General features: G+C 69.7%; 13 protein-coding genes and 3 pseudogenes. 6 read left to right on the forward strand and 10 right to left on the reverse strand.

Features of this window, described 5'->3' with window-relative positions; translation table 11 throughout:
- The first annotated feature begins 485 nt into the window (after positions 1–485).
- Positions 486–824: a MerR family transcriptional regulator gene (locus tag GXP74_RS39270; protein ID WP_182455941.1), complete on the forward strand. Its 339-nt coding sequence runs from the start codon at positions 486–488 to the stop codon at positions 822–824.
- A 695-nt stretch (positions 825–1,519) separates the two neighbouring features.
- On the forward strand, positions 1,520–1,645 hold the full coding sequence (locus GXP74_RS41740) for a hypothetical protein (RefSeq protein WP_255528213.1): 126 nt from the start codon (positions 1,520–1,522) through the stop codon (positions 1,643–1,645).
- A gap of 54 nt (positions 1,646–1,699) precedes the next feature.
- Here the strand turns inward: GXP74_RS41740 and GXP74_RS39275 are convergent, their stop codons facing one another.
- Positions 1,700–2,434, reverse strand: a complete 735-nt coding sequence (locus GXP74_RS39275) for a hypothetical protein (protein ID WP_182455942.1) — start codon at positions 2,432–2,434, stop codon at positions 1,700–1,702.
- Positions 2,431–3,009 carry a SigE family RNA polymerase sigma factor gene (locus GXP74_RS39280; protein WP_182455943.1) on the reverse strand — a complete coding sequence of 193 codons (579 nt, stop codon included), beginning with the start codon at positions 3,007–3,009 and terminating at the stop codon, positions 2,431–2,433. The genes GXP74_RS39275 and GXP74_RS39280 overlap by 4 nt, the downstream gene beginning before the upstream one ends.
- A gap of 443 nt (positions 3,010–3,452) precedes the next feature.
- Here GXP74_RS39280 and GXP74_RS39285 point away from each other — a divergent pair, with 443 nt between their 5' ends.
- Positions 3,453–3,734, forward strand: coding sequence for a transposase family protein (locus GXP74_RS39285; RefSeq protein ID WP_225448509.1), 282 nt, complete (start codon positions 3,453–3,455; stop codon positions 3,732–3,734).
- Between the two features lie 31 nt (positions 3,735–3,765).
- Here the strand turns inward: GXP74_RS39285 and GXP74_RS39290 are convergent, their stop codons facing one another.
- The 6 genes and pseudogenes from GXP74_RS39290 to GXP74_RS39315 form a co-directional block, all read right to left on the reverse strand.
- On the reverse strand, positions 3,766–4,722 hold the full coding sequence (locus GXP74_RS39290) for a hypothetical protein (RefSeq protein ID WP_182455944.1): 957 nt from the start codon (positions 4,720–4,722) through the stop codon (positions 3,766–3,768).
- Positions 4,719–5,059 (reverse strand): annotated as a pseudogene (locus GXP74_RS39295) (PadR family transcriptional regulator). The gene GXP74_RS39290 and the pseudogene GXP74_RS39295 overlap by 4 nt, the downstream one beginning before the upstream one ends.
- A gap of 560 nt (positions 5,060–5,619) precedes the next feature.
- Positions 5,620–6,270 carry a hemerythrin domain-containing protein gene (locus GXP74_RS39300; RefSeq protein ID WP_225448510.1) on the reverse strand — a complete coding sequence of 217 codons (651 nt, stop codon included), beginning with the start codon at positions 6,268–6,270 and terminating at the stop codon, positions 5,620–5,622.
- Positions 6,267–7,139, reverse strand: coding sequence for an SDR family oxidoreductase (locus tag GXP74_RS39305; RefSeq protein WP_182455945.1), 873 nt, complete (start codon positions 7,137–7,139; stop codon positions 6,267–6,269). The genes GXP74_RS39300 and GXP74_RS39305 overlap by 4 nt, the downstream gene beginning before the upstream one ends.
- Positions 7,140–7,701: 562 nt before the next feature.
- Positions 7,702–8,145, reverse strand: coding sequence for a MarR family winged helix-turn-helix transcriptional regulator (locus GXP74_RS39310; RefSeq protein ID WP_182455946.1), 444 nt, complete (start codon positions 8,143–8,145; stop codon positions 7,702–7,704).
- 387 nt (positions 8,146–8,532) lie between these two features.
- Positions 8,533–8,867, reverse strand: a pseudogene (locus GXP74_RS39315) (MerR family transcriptional regulator).
- 461 nt (positions 8,868–9,328) lie between these two features.
- Here GXP74_RS39315 and GXP74_RS39320 point away from each other — a divergent pair.
- A complete protein-coding gene (locus GXP74_RS39320) occupies positions 9,329–10,006 on the forward strand; it encodes a hypothetical protein (protein WP_182455947.1) in 678 nt (225 codons plus the stop codon).
- 126 nt (positions 10,007–10,132) lie between these two features.
- Here GXP74_RS39320 and GXP74_RS39325 read toward each other — a convergent pair.
- Together GXP74_RS39325 and GXP74_RS39330 are read right to left on the reverse strand one after the other, a co-directional pair.
- A pseudogene (locus GXP74_RS39325) lies at positions 10,133–10,300 on the reverse strand (transcriptional regulator); the annotation flags it as partial.
- Positions 10,301–10,552: 252 nt separating this feature from the next.
- Entirely contained in the window at positions 10,553–11,593 is a 1,041-nt protein-coding gene (locus GXP74_RS39330) for a helix-turn-helix transcriptional regulator (RefSeq protein WP_182455948.1), read from the reverse strand.
- 228 nt (positions 11,594–11,821) lie between these two features.
- Between GXP74_RS39330 and GXP74_RS39335 the strand changes: the two genes are divergently transcribed.
- Both GXP74_RS39335 and GXP74_RS39340 read left to right on the forward strand, forming a co-directional pair.
- Positions 11,822–12,544, forward strand: coding sequence for a G1 family glutamic endopeptidase (locus GXP74_RS39335; RefSeq protein ID WP_182455949.1), 723 nt, complete (start codon positions 11,822–11,824; stop codon positions 12,542–12,544).
- Between the two features lie 394 nt (positions 12,545–12,938).
- Complete coding sequence (locus tag GXP74_RS39340; protein ID WP_182455950.1) at positions 12,939–14,099, forward strand: spore photoproduct lyase family protein; 1,161 nt, start codon at positions 12,939–12,941, stop codon at positions 14,097–14,099.
- Positions 14,100–14,212: the final 113 nt, after the last annotated feature.

The raw sequence follows: 14,212 nt of genomic DNA on the forward strand, positions 1-14,212 counted from the left end.
CGCCACCGATAGGACGCAGGTGCAGGACCAAGGACCGCAGCGAAGTTGAGTTGATGTGGTTCCTCGGTGAAGGCGTCGGCTGCGGACGCGCGCACCGGGAGGTTCGGCAGTGGGGTTCCAACCCAGCGTGAGCAGGTAGGGCGACGGGGCTGGCTGCCGGAGGTGGTGCCGTGACGGGCCGCCAGCAGTTCGCAGGTGCAGGACGTAGTACGCAATGTCAGGTTCACCCAGAGGAAGAACGGAGGAGCCCCGCGCCATCGGGATCGCCCGGACGGAGTGTTGAGTCCGGGTACCGCAGGACATCGATAGTGAGGTGGTCTGAGGTCAAGCAACCGCGATCCCCGCACCCCCGACAGTGTTCAGGTCGGGACCGCGGATACACAGGACCGGCAGAGTAAAAGGCCGGTAGATGGTGTTGTAGTTCCTTCGGGGCCCTGGTGCTAACGCACCAGGGCCCCTCCACGCGTTCCAAAAGAGAGGCCCACATGACAGCAGACGCATCGTTCGACCGGCTCGATGACGACGACTACCCCGCCTACACCATGGGCCGGGCCGCCGAGATGCTCGGCACCACCCAGGGCTTCCTACGCGCCATCGGCGAAGCCCGCCTGATCACCCCGCTGCGCTCCACAGGCGGCCACCGCCGCTACTCCCGCTACCAACTGCGCATCGCCGCCCGCGCCCGCGAACTGGTCGACCAGGGAACCCCCATCGAGGCCGCCTGCCGCATCGTCATCCTCGAAGACCAACTCGAAGAAGCCCAGCGCATCAACGCCGAATACCGCCGCAACACCCAGCCGGCCGACCCCGGCGCCACGGCCTGAGCAAGTTCGGGGCTCAGGCGAACACGCGGACGGGGCAGTTCGCTGGCGTGGACTCCAGCCAAGCCCCGTCCTTCGAGACCCGGATCCGCCCCGGCGCCTCGTGACGCGGTGACGCGGCGGCACAGCCACGGTGTCAGGAGCCCGTGCTGTCCTGGGGGGCGGCGACGCGGACACCAGGATGCCGGCGGGATGCCGGCTGCGGGCAAGCGGCTGTGGTGCGTCTCCCGTGGGGACGTAGCGCCCGGGCCGGAACCAGCGGCTTCTGCGATATACGCGTGGATTGGGCGAGCCGGTCGCCCAGCGGGCGGAGGAACCCCGCCGCCATCCCAGTGCGCGCCGAAACCGGGAGGTGGACCCGCCGAGCATGATTCCCACCGCGAGTGTTCGGCGGCGCTCGATCTCGTCCACGCGGACACCGTGGACTTCGGCGCGCGAGAGGGCGAAGAGGGCACTCAGCCGAAGAAATGAGAGGGCCTCGCCTCCTGACAGTGCGAGTGCGACTCCTGTGCCGACGCCAGGCGCGGCCGCGACTCCTCCAACTGCAAGACCGGTGAACTCCTCGACAACGCCCTGGACGCCGCCGAGGCCACCACCGCCGACCCCGAGATCAGCCTCACTGTCGAACGCGCCGATGGCACGGTTCGGATGACGTTCACCGACAACGCCCCGGCACGAGCCCGGAGGTGGTCCAGCGGATGCTGGACTGCAGCAACAACGTCTCCGACAAGGCCGCCTACCGCTCACCCGCCCGCAGCATGCAGGGCAACGCCTTCAAGGCCCTCCTCGTCATCCCCTACGCCTTGGCGTCGCCGAACCCCTGATCATCGAAGCCCATGGCCTACGCCACGAGCAGGAGTCACGTGCGGACGGACCGGTCAGTCCACCGCTGTGCACCGGGGTTGTCCGGCGTTCGGTTTCGGGGCCGGGGCGTCGATCGCGAAGAACCGGCTGTCGGTTCCGGCGACCGTCCGCAGCGGGGGCGCGGCCTTGCGCCCGTCGTCCCAGGTGCACGTGACGGCGTGGACTCCGGGTGCGGTAAATCCGAAGACGAACCAGCTGGAGCCGGTCGGGGTGAATTTGCCCCAGCTGGTCTCGACCTTGCGGTTCCCGGCTCCGGTCAGCGCTCCGTCATACACGAACGAGTGCCGCTCGCCGACCTTCAGGCTGGCGAAGAACCATCCTGTGTGCACGAGTTGAGGCCCTCCTGGACCGCCGGCACGCTGTGGGTCCGGGTATTCGGCCTCCTCCATCGCTTTCCACACGCGGCCCGCTTCTTTGGTGTCGGCGGCGCGCTTCCACACGTCGACGCTGAGGGTCCAGTGCTTTCCGTCGAGCAGTCCGGTCGCGATGACCTCCGTGCTGGGCCGGGGCACCGCGTCCGGTTCTGCGGCGACGGACGTCGCGCCGGAGTCCTCGCCCGGGGAGACCGACGTCAGGATCCCGGCCGTGCACACGACGGCCAGCGCAATGACGACCGCCCCGGCCGCCCGACGCCTGCTCCTGCGTCGCCTGCCGCCCACAACGATCGCCTCGACGGGCGCGTGCTTGATCCGGACGCCCAGCGCGGCGTCGGCGAGCAGCTCGGAGATGTCGGTGCCTGTATCCGTCATGACGTTCGCCCTTCGTGCATCATGTGAGTTGTGTCCGTGCTGGTGCGGGTCAGCCTGACGGCGGACCGGAGCCGGGTGATCCCTCTGGCCGCGTTGCTCTTCACGGTGCCCACCGAGCACCCCATCGCGGCGGCGGCCTGCGTTTCGCTCAGGTCCTCCCAGTACCGCAGCACGACGGCTTGTCTTTGCCGGACCGGCAGTTGGGCCAGCGCCGCGACCAGGTCGGATCGCTCGACGGCCTGTGCCATGTCGTCGCCGCGCTCTGGCAGATCGCGCCCGAGGCCGGGGTCATCACTTCGTGACAGGTACTCCTTGAGTCCTTTGCGGTACCTGCGCGCGTGTGTGTTGACCATGATGCGTCGCACATAGGCGTCCGGGTCCTGGGCCAGCGACACCTTGCGCCACGCCACAAAGGTCCGCTCCAGGCAGCTCTGTACGAGGTCTTCCGCTGCGTACTGCTCTCCTGTCAGGAGATACGCGGTCCGCATCAGCCGTGACCATCGGCCTACGACGAACGCCTGGAAATCCTCGGAATCCCCACCGGCGCCTGCTACCGCTCCTGCCGTGTCTCTCATGGCTCACCTCCTCACACCACAGAGTCCGCGGGCCCCGCAAACCGTTGCATGAGAAGGTGTGTCAAGTAGGCTGCTCTGAAAGGAAAATCCCAGGTCCGGTAGGCGCGCGGCAGCGTTTGGACTCCGCATGAAGCCCGCTCCGACGACTTGGCCCCAGTTTCGATCTGGCCCCGAGCGAAGGCTGGAACGGTCTTGATCGGGTGCTCGTCAGGATTCCAAGGATGGCGAACAGTCCCAGCAGTACTGGGTTGTCGACGAAGTCGCCGCGAGGCCCTTCGGCGCCGTGCACAGCAGGGCTCATGGGGTGGCCTCCCGGTGCAACCGGCAGACCTCACGGCCCTCGGGGTCACCCTGGAAGCTCCAGACCACAGGGCCAACCCTGTGCGGAACCTAGGCCGAGGAACTCGCGCCAGTGACCAAGCCCGATGATCACGAGGTGTTCCATGCCTGCCGTTGTATCGTCTCCCATCCCCGCCGTACTGGTGAAGCTGGTTCCCCTGGACGCCGGTCGGGTCGCTGACCTGCACCCCGACTTCGGCTCGGTGCCCGACCTGCGCTCGCGGCGGGGCCGTTGGTACTCCCCGACAGAGATCCTGCTGGTGTGCGCCTGCGCGGTCGTCTCGGGCGCGAAGAGCATCGACGAGCACGCCGAGTGGGGCGCGCGTGCCCCGGACACGCTCTTGGCGGTCATCGGACTCGTACTCTCGCTGGTGGATCACCCATGAGGAGGCGGCGCTCGTGCGTGCGGGTCCGGGACTATTCCCGGGTGACCACGTGGAGGGGTTCCGCGTCATCCGGTTCGGCGGCCTCCTCGGCTGCGCGCAGACGCAGCGTCACGACCCTTGCGGCAACGGCGAGGAGGACGGCGAGGATGAGCACGCCCCGCAGTTGCGCCTCGTAGAGAATGCCGCCCTGGACGACGCGGAGCAGCGGATAGAGAGCGGCGGGCGCCAGGGCCAGCGCGGCGACGGCGGCTGGGCGGCGCAGGTGCTGTGTGGACAGCAGTGCGAGGCTGAGCGCCAGCACGGAGACCAGGATTTGCGAGACGCCCTGGGACAGGAGCAGCCCGGTCGCGCCTGCCAGGACGAAGGCGGCGGGTACGGCGGCGGCCCGCTTGGGCCCGTCCGCGGGGGTGAGCCCGAGCGGCGCGGCCAGGAGGAGCAGCGTGGAGACCACGGGACCGGCCAGGGGGAGGAAGGTGGCGGCCCACATCGGCCCGTCTCCGTGGGAGGTCGCGTAGTGCTCGGTCAGGGCTGCGCCCACTGCTGCGGTCGCGCAGGCGGCGACGGCCAGCAGGCGTGCGGTCTGCCGAAGTCCGAATGACAGCGCCAGCAGGGCCAGCAGCGGCAGGGCGGCCCCGGCGATGGTCGGCTCCAGCGCGAACTGCCGCTGCAACAGGTTCCAGGACAGCAGCGGGTGGAGCACTCGCAGGAGCGTCACCACGCCGGCCAGGCGCACGGCGGCATCGACGGCGACGGCCAGCGGCGCGGCCCAGGCCAGGATCTGTCCCAGTGGCCGGTCCGGACCGATCCGCAGGCGCAGCCGCAGGCCGTGTGCGGCCAGGGCCCCGGCCTCCGACAGCATGGCCCACCGGCCGCCGCCCTGCGCGGCGTCGGTCGCTGTCGCGGCCAACTCGGCACCGTGCAAGGACCGGTAGTGCGCGGGGTAGAGCCGCAGCGCGAGCCGCACCGCCCCTTTCAGCTTCGTGTTCACGTGGTCGCCTCCGTCGCCCGGGCGGTGGCCCGGCTTCCCACGCCCATCCGGCGCTCCGCCTCCCGGGCCACCGCCTGTAGCCGTGCGGCCTCCGCCGCCAGTGCCTCGCGCCCCTGGCCGGTGAGGGCGTACACGCGGCGCGCGCGGCCGTCGACGACCTCCTCGCGTTCGACACGGACGACGCCCTCCTGCAACAGCCGGTCCAGTGCGCCGTAGAGGGTCCCCGCGCGGAGCCGGACCCTCCCCCGGAGATCTCGGCCACCTCCTGGATCAGCGCGTATCCGTGCCTCGGCTCGTCGGCGAGCGCGGTGAGCAGGAGAACCGTTGGCTCCTGCATCGCCCGCGCCGCACCTTTATTGCGACTCATGTGACCTATATATACTGCCCACCGGTATATGGGCACAAGGTGGCAGCCGCCCACGACCTGGCCCTGGGCGTGTGCTGGTGGGCTGCGCGCCAGCGGCCCAAACCGCACCTTTCCGCACTTACACGTGTCGGCGAGGGGGGTTGCCCATCTACAGGCCCCTGACCTGCGGAAATGTCGCCCAGACTTGATAGCTTCCCAAGCTTGCGACGCGATTCGATTCTCGTCACCCGCTCACAAAGCCGCAGGTCAGTGGCATGGTCAAGCTATGAGCTGCGAGCCGTGCGGCCACGGTGCACTGGCGCTGCACTGCTGTTGGCTCTGTCCCGTAGTACGGACTGACCCACAGCTACTCGGTCAAGGCCGTCCTGCCGCATTCCGCTTCGCTCGCCAACTGCGGTGACGCCAAATCACGTCCAGCACTGCTGGAGGTCACCACCCTAGGAGGCACCAGCGCTGCCAACGCGGGCGACCGCTACACCTACCGCAGCCCGGCCGAAGGCTCGGGCTGCGGTGTCGGGTCGCGGGTCGCGTCAGCCGCGGATCGCGGTGGATTCGCGGGTGAACTGGCGTTGGCCGATCAGCTTGTAGGCCAAGCGGGCTGGGGCGGGGACGACCTGAAGGAACCTCTGCCGTTCCGCGTGATCGGTTTCCTCGGTGATGTGGCCGAGGATGACCAGCCGCCGCGTGAGCGGAATCGCGCTCATGCCGTGCTTGCCGAGCGCGTCCCATTCGCTCTGCGTCAGTGTGACGGCGACGATCGGGAGTATTTCCTGCTCCTCCTCGGCCAGGTGGTCGATCAGTGTCGGCATCATGGCGTCGATGAGGGCCGCCATCCGCTCCCCGGCGGCGGCGTCCGCGTTCGCTGTCCACACCGGCAGTTCCGCGCCGAGGGCCGTGACGGCGTGGTCGACCTGCGCGTGCTGCGCGTCCATCCGGTCCATCAGTTCCGGGTCGAGCGAAGTTCGCTCGCGCAGCAGAGGGAAGAGCAACTCGTCCTCGCCGGTGTGGTGCGTGTGCAGGAAGTGCAGCATCTCGCGGGCGTGCGCGCCGATGACCTTGGATCGCGCACGGTCGTTCGCCGCGGAGCGGAACAGTCGGGGGAGCTGACCGAACTCGCGCCGGATGACGCGGTGGATCAGGACCATCTCGTGGGTGTCGATGCCGGGCCCCTGGGTGCTCACCGTGACTCCTCGATGGTCGCGGCTGCCTTCTGGACGGCTTCGTGGGCTGTGGTCGCCGGCCGGCCGATGAGCTTGACGAGGTCGTCGCTCTCGGTGAACAACTCTCCGCGGGCCAGGCCGGCATCGGCGTCGGCGACAGCGGCGGCCATCTCCGGGGGCAGCCCGGCAGCGGTCAGGGTGGCGGTGTAGTCGGCGACCGGCATGTCCTGGTAGGCGATGTGGGTACCGAGGACGTCGCTGATCGTGGCGGCGAGTTCGGTCAGGGTGAACGGCGTTCCGCCGAGCTCGTAGGTCGCTCCGAGGTGCTCGTCCTGGGTCAGCACCGCAGCGGCGGCGGCCGCGTAGTCGCGTCGGCTGGCCGCGCTGACGAGACCGTCGTGCGCACTGCCCAACAGTGCGTGGTACTGGGTGATCATCGGGAGCTGGTCGGTGTAGTTCTCCAGGTACCATCCGTTGCGCAGGATGGTGAACGCCGAACCGCTGGCACGCAGGTAGTCCTCGGTGCGGCGGTGTTCGTCGGCGAGCGTCATCTTCGCGGTCGAGGCGTTGACGATGCTGGTGTACACGATGCGGGACACACCCGCTCGGCGCGCAGCGTCGATGGCGTTGCGGTGGTTGTCGAACCGCTGACCGACCGTCGTCGTCGAGACCAGCACCATCGCGTCGGCGCCCGCGAACGCCTCGTCGAGCGTGCTCGGGTCGGCGAAGTCCGCGCGCCGCACCGTGACCCCGTCCTGTGCGAGGTCGGTGAGTTTGGCGACGTCGCGGCCGGTGGCCACGATCTGCGCCGGCGGCGTTCCGGCGGCGAGGAGTTGATCGACGACGAGTCGGCCGAGGTGACCTGATGCTCCGGTGATGACCGTAGACATGATGTTTCCCTTCGTAAAGGTGCAGGGTGCAGGGTGCGCGAATTTCGGCGTGAGTGAAGACCGCCGGTGTCCGGCGGTGGGCGGCCAGTGGGATTCGCTGATAGGCCGGTGTGGTTGAGGGCGGTGGGGTATCTCGGCGGGATCGGCGCGGGTGCTGTCGTCGGGGTGGACGTCGGTCCAGCGCAGGACTCGGCCCGAGTCGCAGCGGGGCAGCGCGGGCTTCGGCCGAGGCCCGGTCAGGACACCGAGGAGCGCGGCGAGGATGTTCCCGGCATCGGCTAGGTGGTAGCGCGGGTCTGCGTGCGCTACCCGCTGGTGCTGGGCTGGACCCCATCAGGTCTCCGCCGGTGGCGGCGGGCCGAGAGGCGACGAGTCCGACGTGCAGGGCCACCGTGCGTCATCGCAACCACCCGTCCATCGCCGGAACATCGTCAGGATCATTGACCAATGTAGTCAATGATCCTGACGATGTCAAAAGAGGGCCGATGCCTGCTGGCACCCTCTGGCCCTGGCAGATCGCCGCGGACGGCAATCAGGGGCGGACGGTTCGGCGCGGCCTGCCCTACCGCGCGTAGGGGTCGGTGATCTCGCGGAGCTGTTCCAGGATCTGATGCAGCAGCGTGAAGTTGCGGGTGCCCAGGTAGGCCTTCCACTCCGCGTAGATCTCGTCGAGTGTCGCCGTGGCGACCTCGACCGCCCGCCCGCCGCGTTGCTCGATCACGATCAACCGGGCGCGGCCGTCCGCGGGGTCGGGGACCCGGCGGACATAGCCCAGGCGCTCCAGTTGATCGACCAGCACGCCGGCGCTCTGCTTGGACATTTGCGCCTGGTCAGCGAGGTCGGTGAGGCGCGAACCGTCCGGGGAGATGCGTTGGAACACCCGGCACTGGGCGAGGGTCCAGTCGTCGAACCCGGCATCCTGGAGGGCCCGGAAAATCCGGTCCTCGGTGTACCGGTACGGGATGAACAGCGACACCCCTAGATCAACCCGCCGCTCGTCGTCCATACCGCCCTCGGCTCCGTCGCCCACCTGATCCCACGAGGTTCACACCCTACGTCAACGCTGCCGGGCCGGATCGCAGCCGACCCGACCGCGGTGGCCCGTGCGCGGCGCTGCGCAGCGTTCCATGCGCGCCATCTACTCCTCGGCGACTTCGAACCCATGCCGTTGCCGTCGGCACTGCCGTACGACCAAAGTAGTAATGATTGCTGACTAATGTCCGACTCCGTCGACGACAGCGAGCAGACCTCAGAACTCTCATGGAGGACTGGGCCACTCGTTGTCGACGACGCCAAGCAGCTTTCTCGAAGCAGCGTCCGGCATCGATGAACTGCCGGGGCCGGCACCAACTCGGCGATGTGCGCGGCAGGGCATCCGGTCAGGTCCGAGCTGTCAGGCCGTAGCTGTGGGGTCCGCTTGTTCGGCGGTGCGGCGGTATTCGGCGTTGATGCGCTGGGCTTCTTCGAGTTGGTCTTCGAGGATGACGATGCGGCAGGCGGCCTCGATGGGGGTTCCCTGGTCGACCAGTTCGCGGGCGCGGGCGGCGATGCGCAGCTGGTAGCGGGAGTAGCGGCGGTGGCCGCCTGTGGAGCGCAGCGGGGTGATCAGGCGGGCTTCGCCGATGGCGCGTAGGAAGCCCTGGGTGGTGCCGAGTATCTCGGCGGCGCGGCCCATGTGTAGGCGGGGTAGTCGTCGTCGAGACGGCCGAACGTATCGTCTGCTGTCATCTGCTGGTCATGCGTACTGCATCAATGGCCTGTCGCAGCGCCACTTTCCGGCAGCCAGCCCCGTCGCCCTACCTGCGTGTGCTCTGGGTTGGAACCCCACTGCCGAACCTCCCGGTGCGCGCGTCCGCAGCCGACGCCTTCACCGAGGTACTGCTCACTTGCCTCACTGCTGGGTACCGCGTACTGCACTTGCGGGTCCTGCTGCCCGGTAGTTCGTCTCTGCCGGGCCCTGCTGTCTTCTTGGCTACGAGAGAAACCATAACCACGCCGCCGTTCAATGTCTACTCCAGCCACCATAGATTTTCGCGTTTTCGACAGCGAGGTAACCGACCTCGAACAGTGACGAGGGAAGCTCGGGGGCGGCCGGGTCCGTACTGGCGGTAGGTGGCGGGCATGACACGGTGGTGGGTGCTGTTTGGCGCCGGGCGGGTTGAAGGGGCATGGTGTGAGGATCGCGCGAGGTGGCGACCCTCGACTCGGTGGACGTGGGTGACCATGTGTGCTGGCTGGTCGCGCCCGGCGACGACTACCACGGCACCGCCCGGTCCTACCTTGCCGGTGGGGAACGCGTCGGCGACAAGATGCTGGTCATCGGTACGCCCCGGACCCGGTGGCTTGAGCAGCAGCTGCCCCGGGGCCTGCTGGTGGACCCGATGGTCGAGCGCGCCGAGGGGGCGGCCGTGGGATGCGGAGACGCTGCTGGGCCTGGTGCGCCGCGAGGCCCGGACCGCAGGGCAGCAAGGGTTCTGGGCGCTGCGGGCCCCGGCGCGGATGGACCGCATGTGGCCGGGCGGTGCCGGTGCCCGGGAGCCGGCCCGCCACGAGCTTTCGACGGCGTCGCGGCGTTCGGCACCGCGCTGCGCGAGCTGCCGCCCTCCGCGAGCACCCTGCGCCTCCACTGCCATCCAACGCTCCTGGTGCTGACAACCTCGGATCCCTCCAGCGTCGAAGCCCAGACCGAGTCCTTGGCCCGCCTGACCGCCCACGACACCCTGCCCGGGGCCGCCGACGACGCCCTCAGCACCGCGGCCCAGAACTCGGCAGAAGCCGCGGGGGAAGCCACAGCCGAGGTGGTCGACTCCCGGGAAGCCCTCGCCGCGCTCGCGCGGAAGCACGCAGCCCGCCGCGAAGCCCGCTGACAAGCCCTTGACGCCGCACGCCGGGGTGCCGCCGACATTGCCCAGGATTGAACGCTGAGAGCAAGCCATGAAGCGAGAACAGACGCGCGGGGGTTGAGGGTGTTGTGACTCGAACTCGCGCCGTGCTTACCGGCTCTGCCGGTCGGAGGGGGCGGGGCCACTCGTGAACGGGATGCCCTCGGTCGCTGCCCAGCTGGCGAGGAGGTTGAGGGCGTCGTGGTCGGGCGTGCCGGGTGCCGCGCTGTAGGCGGTGAGGGTCCGGCCGGGTTGGGCGGGCAGCTCCATGGCGTCGAAGGCTGAGTGGGCGCACGGGTAGCGCACCGGTAGGAGCGGTATGCGGCGGACAACAGCAGTAGAACAATTTTGCTATAGAGGACGGTAGTTGGCGATCGGTAAGGCTCTGACCTGTGGAAACGTCGCTCAGACTTGAAAGCTTCCCGAGCTCAGAGCGCGAGTTCAATTCTCGTCACCCGCTCAAACGCAAACCCCCAGGCCAACGGCTTGGGGGTTGCTCGTTGTCTAGACCATTCTGGTCGGCGGAGTCGTTCAGAGCAGGCCGCGACGGTTGGCCTGGACTCCGGCCTGGAAGCGGTTGCTGGCACCGAGGCCGCTCATCAGCGCGCTCACCCGTCGTTGCACGGTGCGCGCGGAGACCCCGAGCCGTCTGGCGATCCTCTCGTCGGTCATCCCGGCGGCCAGCAGGGTCAGCAACTCGACCTGGCTGTCCGTGGACTGGGGATCCGGAGCCGGTACCGGCACAGCCCTGGCCCACTGCGCCTCGAAGGTCTGCAGCAGCGCGTCCAGCAGTGGCGAGGGCCGGACCACCAGCGCCCCGGACACCTCCGTGCCCGGGGCCAGCGGCAGCAGGCCCCAGCGGAAGTCCACCAGCGCCAGTTTGAACGGAAGTCCGACCGCCGTCCCGGCCTGCTCCCCGGCCGCCACCAGCGCCCGCACCTCCGCCAGCTTGGCCGGTTGCAGCAGGGTGGCCCGCTCGTACACCGAGCGCACCGGCACACCCCGTGCCAGTACCGCCAACTCCGGTCCGACGATGTCGAGCTGGACGAAGGGCGGCTTGTCCAGGATGGCCACCTGCTCGCGTGCGCCGTCCAGCAGCGCCAGCCACAGCTGCTCGATGTGCTCGCGACCGGTCACCACCTCGACCAGGTCGCCGAGTGAGGGGTCGCGCAGCCCGCGCGAGCGGTGGTAGTCGTCCAGCAGCCGGGTGATCCCTACCCGCAGCCCGGCCAGCTCCGCCTCCCGGTCGCGCAGCACGTGCTGGAGCGCGACGTCGGGCGCGGTCGCGCTCCAGCGGGCCGGAGCCGCCTGGGGCCGGTCACCGCCACCCGCACGGGGGCGGTGACCGTCGTCGTCGGAACCTTCGCTGGCACCAGAGTTGGCCGGTCGGCGGGTCAACGCCCGGGAGCCCAGCCCAACCAGGGCCTGCAACACCACGGCCGACGGCAGTGCCAGGGCGGCGGCCAGCTCGGCCACGGTCGACGGGCCCAGTCGGCACAGCTCCACATAGACGGCCTCCTCGGCGTCGCTCAGCTCGTTCCGGCCGTCGTCGCGGCCTCCCGCTGTGAGCACGCCATCCCGCCTTCCCCGGCTGTTCGGAGGCTTTCCCGGAACTGTGCGCCCTTCGCGGCGGCAGATCAAGACGGCATTGACGGAAACACGTCATGTCGGGATTCCGCAGCGTACTTCCGCTACCGCACCGGCCCCACGCTGACCAGCATTCCCCTGGGGCCAATGCGCAGCACCCACGGCCGCTGTCCCCCTCCCCGCACCCCCACGCGTCCAGCCGAGGAGCACGGCATGCCTTCTCCGATATCCCGAACCACCCTCCGCACCAAGGCCTTCACCGTCGGCGCCGTCGCCGCGCTGGCCGCCGCGCTGTTCCCGGCCGGCGCCGCCGCGGCGACCGCCGCGCCGTTCGGCTACGCCCCCGTCGGGCCCGCCTCGGTGTACGGCACCCAGTGGGCCAGCAGCAGCCCCTGGGGCGGGTACGTCGCCACCGGCAGCGGCTTCACCAGCATCACCGGCTCCTGGACCGAGCCCTCGGTCACCTGCACCAGCAGCAACAACCTGTTCGCTCCCTGGGTCGGCATCGACGGCTACGGCTCGCAGACCGTGGAGCAGACCGGCGCCCAGGTGTCCTGCGCCTCCGGCAGCCCGGTGTACAGCGCCTGGTACGAGATGTACCCGGCCAGCCCGGTCTACCTGAGCAAGCCGGTGGCCGCCGGGGACAGCTTCACCGGCTCGGTCACCGCGACCGGCGGCAGCAACTACCTGATCACCCTGACCGACAACACCCAGGGCTGGACCTACTCCACCACCAAGCGGTTGAACGCGGAGGACGTCAGCGCCGAGGCCATCATCGAGTCGCCGTCGCAGAGCTACCCCAAGTTCACCGCCACCAAGTTCACCGGGATCACCGTCAACGGCAACGTGTTCAGCTCGTACAACCCGATCCCGCTGTCCAGCGGCGGCTACTCGCCGACCGCGCTGAACGGCGGCTCCTTCTCGCTCGTCCCCTGACCGGGCCCCGCACCCGGCACTGACCACCCGCGACGGCGCGCCCGGCTGGAAGTCTCCAGCCGGGCGCGCCGTCGGATCAGGTCGGGTCAGCCGGTGTCGTCGGGGTGCGTGCAGCGGCGGTGCCGAGGGGCACGGTGCCGTACGGCCGACGGCACCACATGGGCTTTGGCCCGGTGGAAGGTGCGGACCGAGTTGGTCTCCGGGTCGGCAGTGGGGGCGGGCAGTGCGCGCGGGCAGTGGGGTGGGCCGTCCGGCGGGTCGGTGCGTGGGCGGGCCCGGGCGCGCCTGTGTCCGCCCACGTGCGGTGTCCCGCGTAGGGTCCGTAGGGTTGTGCCACGCCTGCGACGGCCTCCGCCACGGCCGTCGTCGCCCCGCCGAGGACAGGAGCAGCACCGTGGACCGGACTCCGGCTGGGCCCGAGCAGCAGGTGCTCTTCGGCTGGGACGAGACCGTGTCCGCCGGGCCGACGAGCGGCGGGTACCGGAACAGCCCCCAGGCGAGGCGGTTGCTGGACGTGCGGGAGGTGTACGCCGAACCCGCCGCTCTCGGCTCGCCGCGCGGTCAGCAGATCCTGGCCGAACTCCCCGAGGTCCGGCTGATCGAGGTGCCCAGCCACTGGCGCATCCCCTCGCTGCACGGCAACGAGGGGAACGTCGCCCGCTGGAACCGGGTCAAGACCGAGACCCTGGTCCTGGGCGTCCGGCAGACCCTCACGACCCGCCCCAACGGCAGGTCGGCCGACTGGATCGCCCCCGGCGCCTCCAACGGCTGCGCCATGGCCTGCGCCTACTGCTACGTGCCGCGCCGCAAGGGCTATGCGAACCCGATCACCCTGTTCACCAACATCGAAGCGATCGTCGCCCACGTCCGGCGGCACGTTCGGGAGCAGGGCCCCAAACGGGAGCCCAACCAGTGCGACCCGCGGTCCTGGGTGTACGACATCGGCGAGAACGGCGACTGCTCGGTCGACGCCCTGGTCTGCGACAACACGGCGGATCTCGTCGCCGCCTTCCGGCAGCTGCCCACCGCCAAGGCGTCGTTCGCCACCAAGTTCGTCAACCCCGACCTGCTCGCGCTGGATCCGCAGGGCCGCACCCGGGTGCGCTTCTCGCTCATGCCTCCGGATGACTCGCGCCTGCTGGACATCCGCACCAGTCCGGTCGCGGACCGCATCGGCGCCGCGGCCGACTTCCTCGACGCGGGCTACGAGGTCCACTTCAACCTCTCCCCGGTGGTGCTGCGTCCCGGCTGGCAGCGCGACTGGGCCGACCTGCTGGACCACCTCGACGACGTCCTCCCCGGCCGGGTGAAGGAGCAGGCCGCCGCCGAGATCATCATGCTGACCCACAACCGGCAACTCCACGAGGTCAACCTCGGCTGGCACCCCCGGGCCGAGGACGTCCTGTGGCAACCGACCGCCCAGGAGACCAAGCGCTCGGAGAACGGGGCCGTCAACGTCCGCTACGCGCGTGAGGTCAAACGCGACGCCCTCGCCCGGCTGGGAGAACTGATCTCGACCCACGCGCCCTGGCTGCGGATCCGGTACGCGTTCTGAAGCCGCGGGTGTCAGGGCGGTGGCGCGGGGGCTCGCGGCGGTTCCCCCGGGCCGAGACAGGCGCGGGTCAGGTGGTCGTTCCACCGAGGACTGGTACTTCCAGCCGGTCGCCG

The organism is Streptacidiphilus sp. P02-A3a, from assembly GCF_014084105.1.
Taxonomy (GTDB): domain Bacteria; phylum Actinomycetota; class Actinomycetes; order Streptomycetales; family Streptomycetaceae; genus Streptacidiphilus.

Coding starts and splice junctions, on each gene's coding strand:
- GXP74_RS39310 (WP_182455946.1), bottom strand. CDS start 8,145: ATGGACGACGAGCGGCGGGTTGATCTAGGGGTGTCGCTGTTCATCCCG.
- GXP74_RS39335 (WP_182455949.1), top strand. CDS start 11,822: ATGCCTTCTCCGATATCCCGAACCACCCTCCGCACCAAGGCCTTCACC.
- GXP74_RS39280 (WP_182455943.1), bottom strand. CDS start 3,009: ATGAGAGACACGGCAGGAGCGGTAGCAGGCGCCGGTGGGGATTCCGAG.
- GXP74_RS39270 (WP_182455941.1), top strand. CDS start 486: ATGACAGCAGACGCATCGTTCGACCGGCTCGATGACGACGACTACCCC.
- GXP74_RS39305 (WP_182455945.1), bottom strand. CDS start 7,139: ATGTCTACGGTCATCACCGGAGCATCAGGTCACCTCGGCCGACTCGTC.
- GXP74_RS41740 (WP_255528213.1), top strand. CDS start 1,520: ATGCTGGACTGCAGCAACAACGTCTCCGACAAGGCCGCCTACCGCTCA.
- GXP74_RS39275 (WP_182455942.1), bottom strand. CDS start 2,434: ATGACGGATACAGGCACCGACATCTCCGAGCTGCTCGCCGACGCCGCG.
- GXP74_RS39285 (WP_225448509.1), top strand. CDS start 3,453: ATGCCTGCCGTTGTATCGTCTCCCATCCCCGCCGTACTGGTGAAGCTG.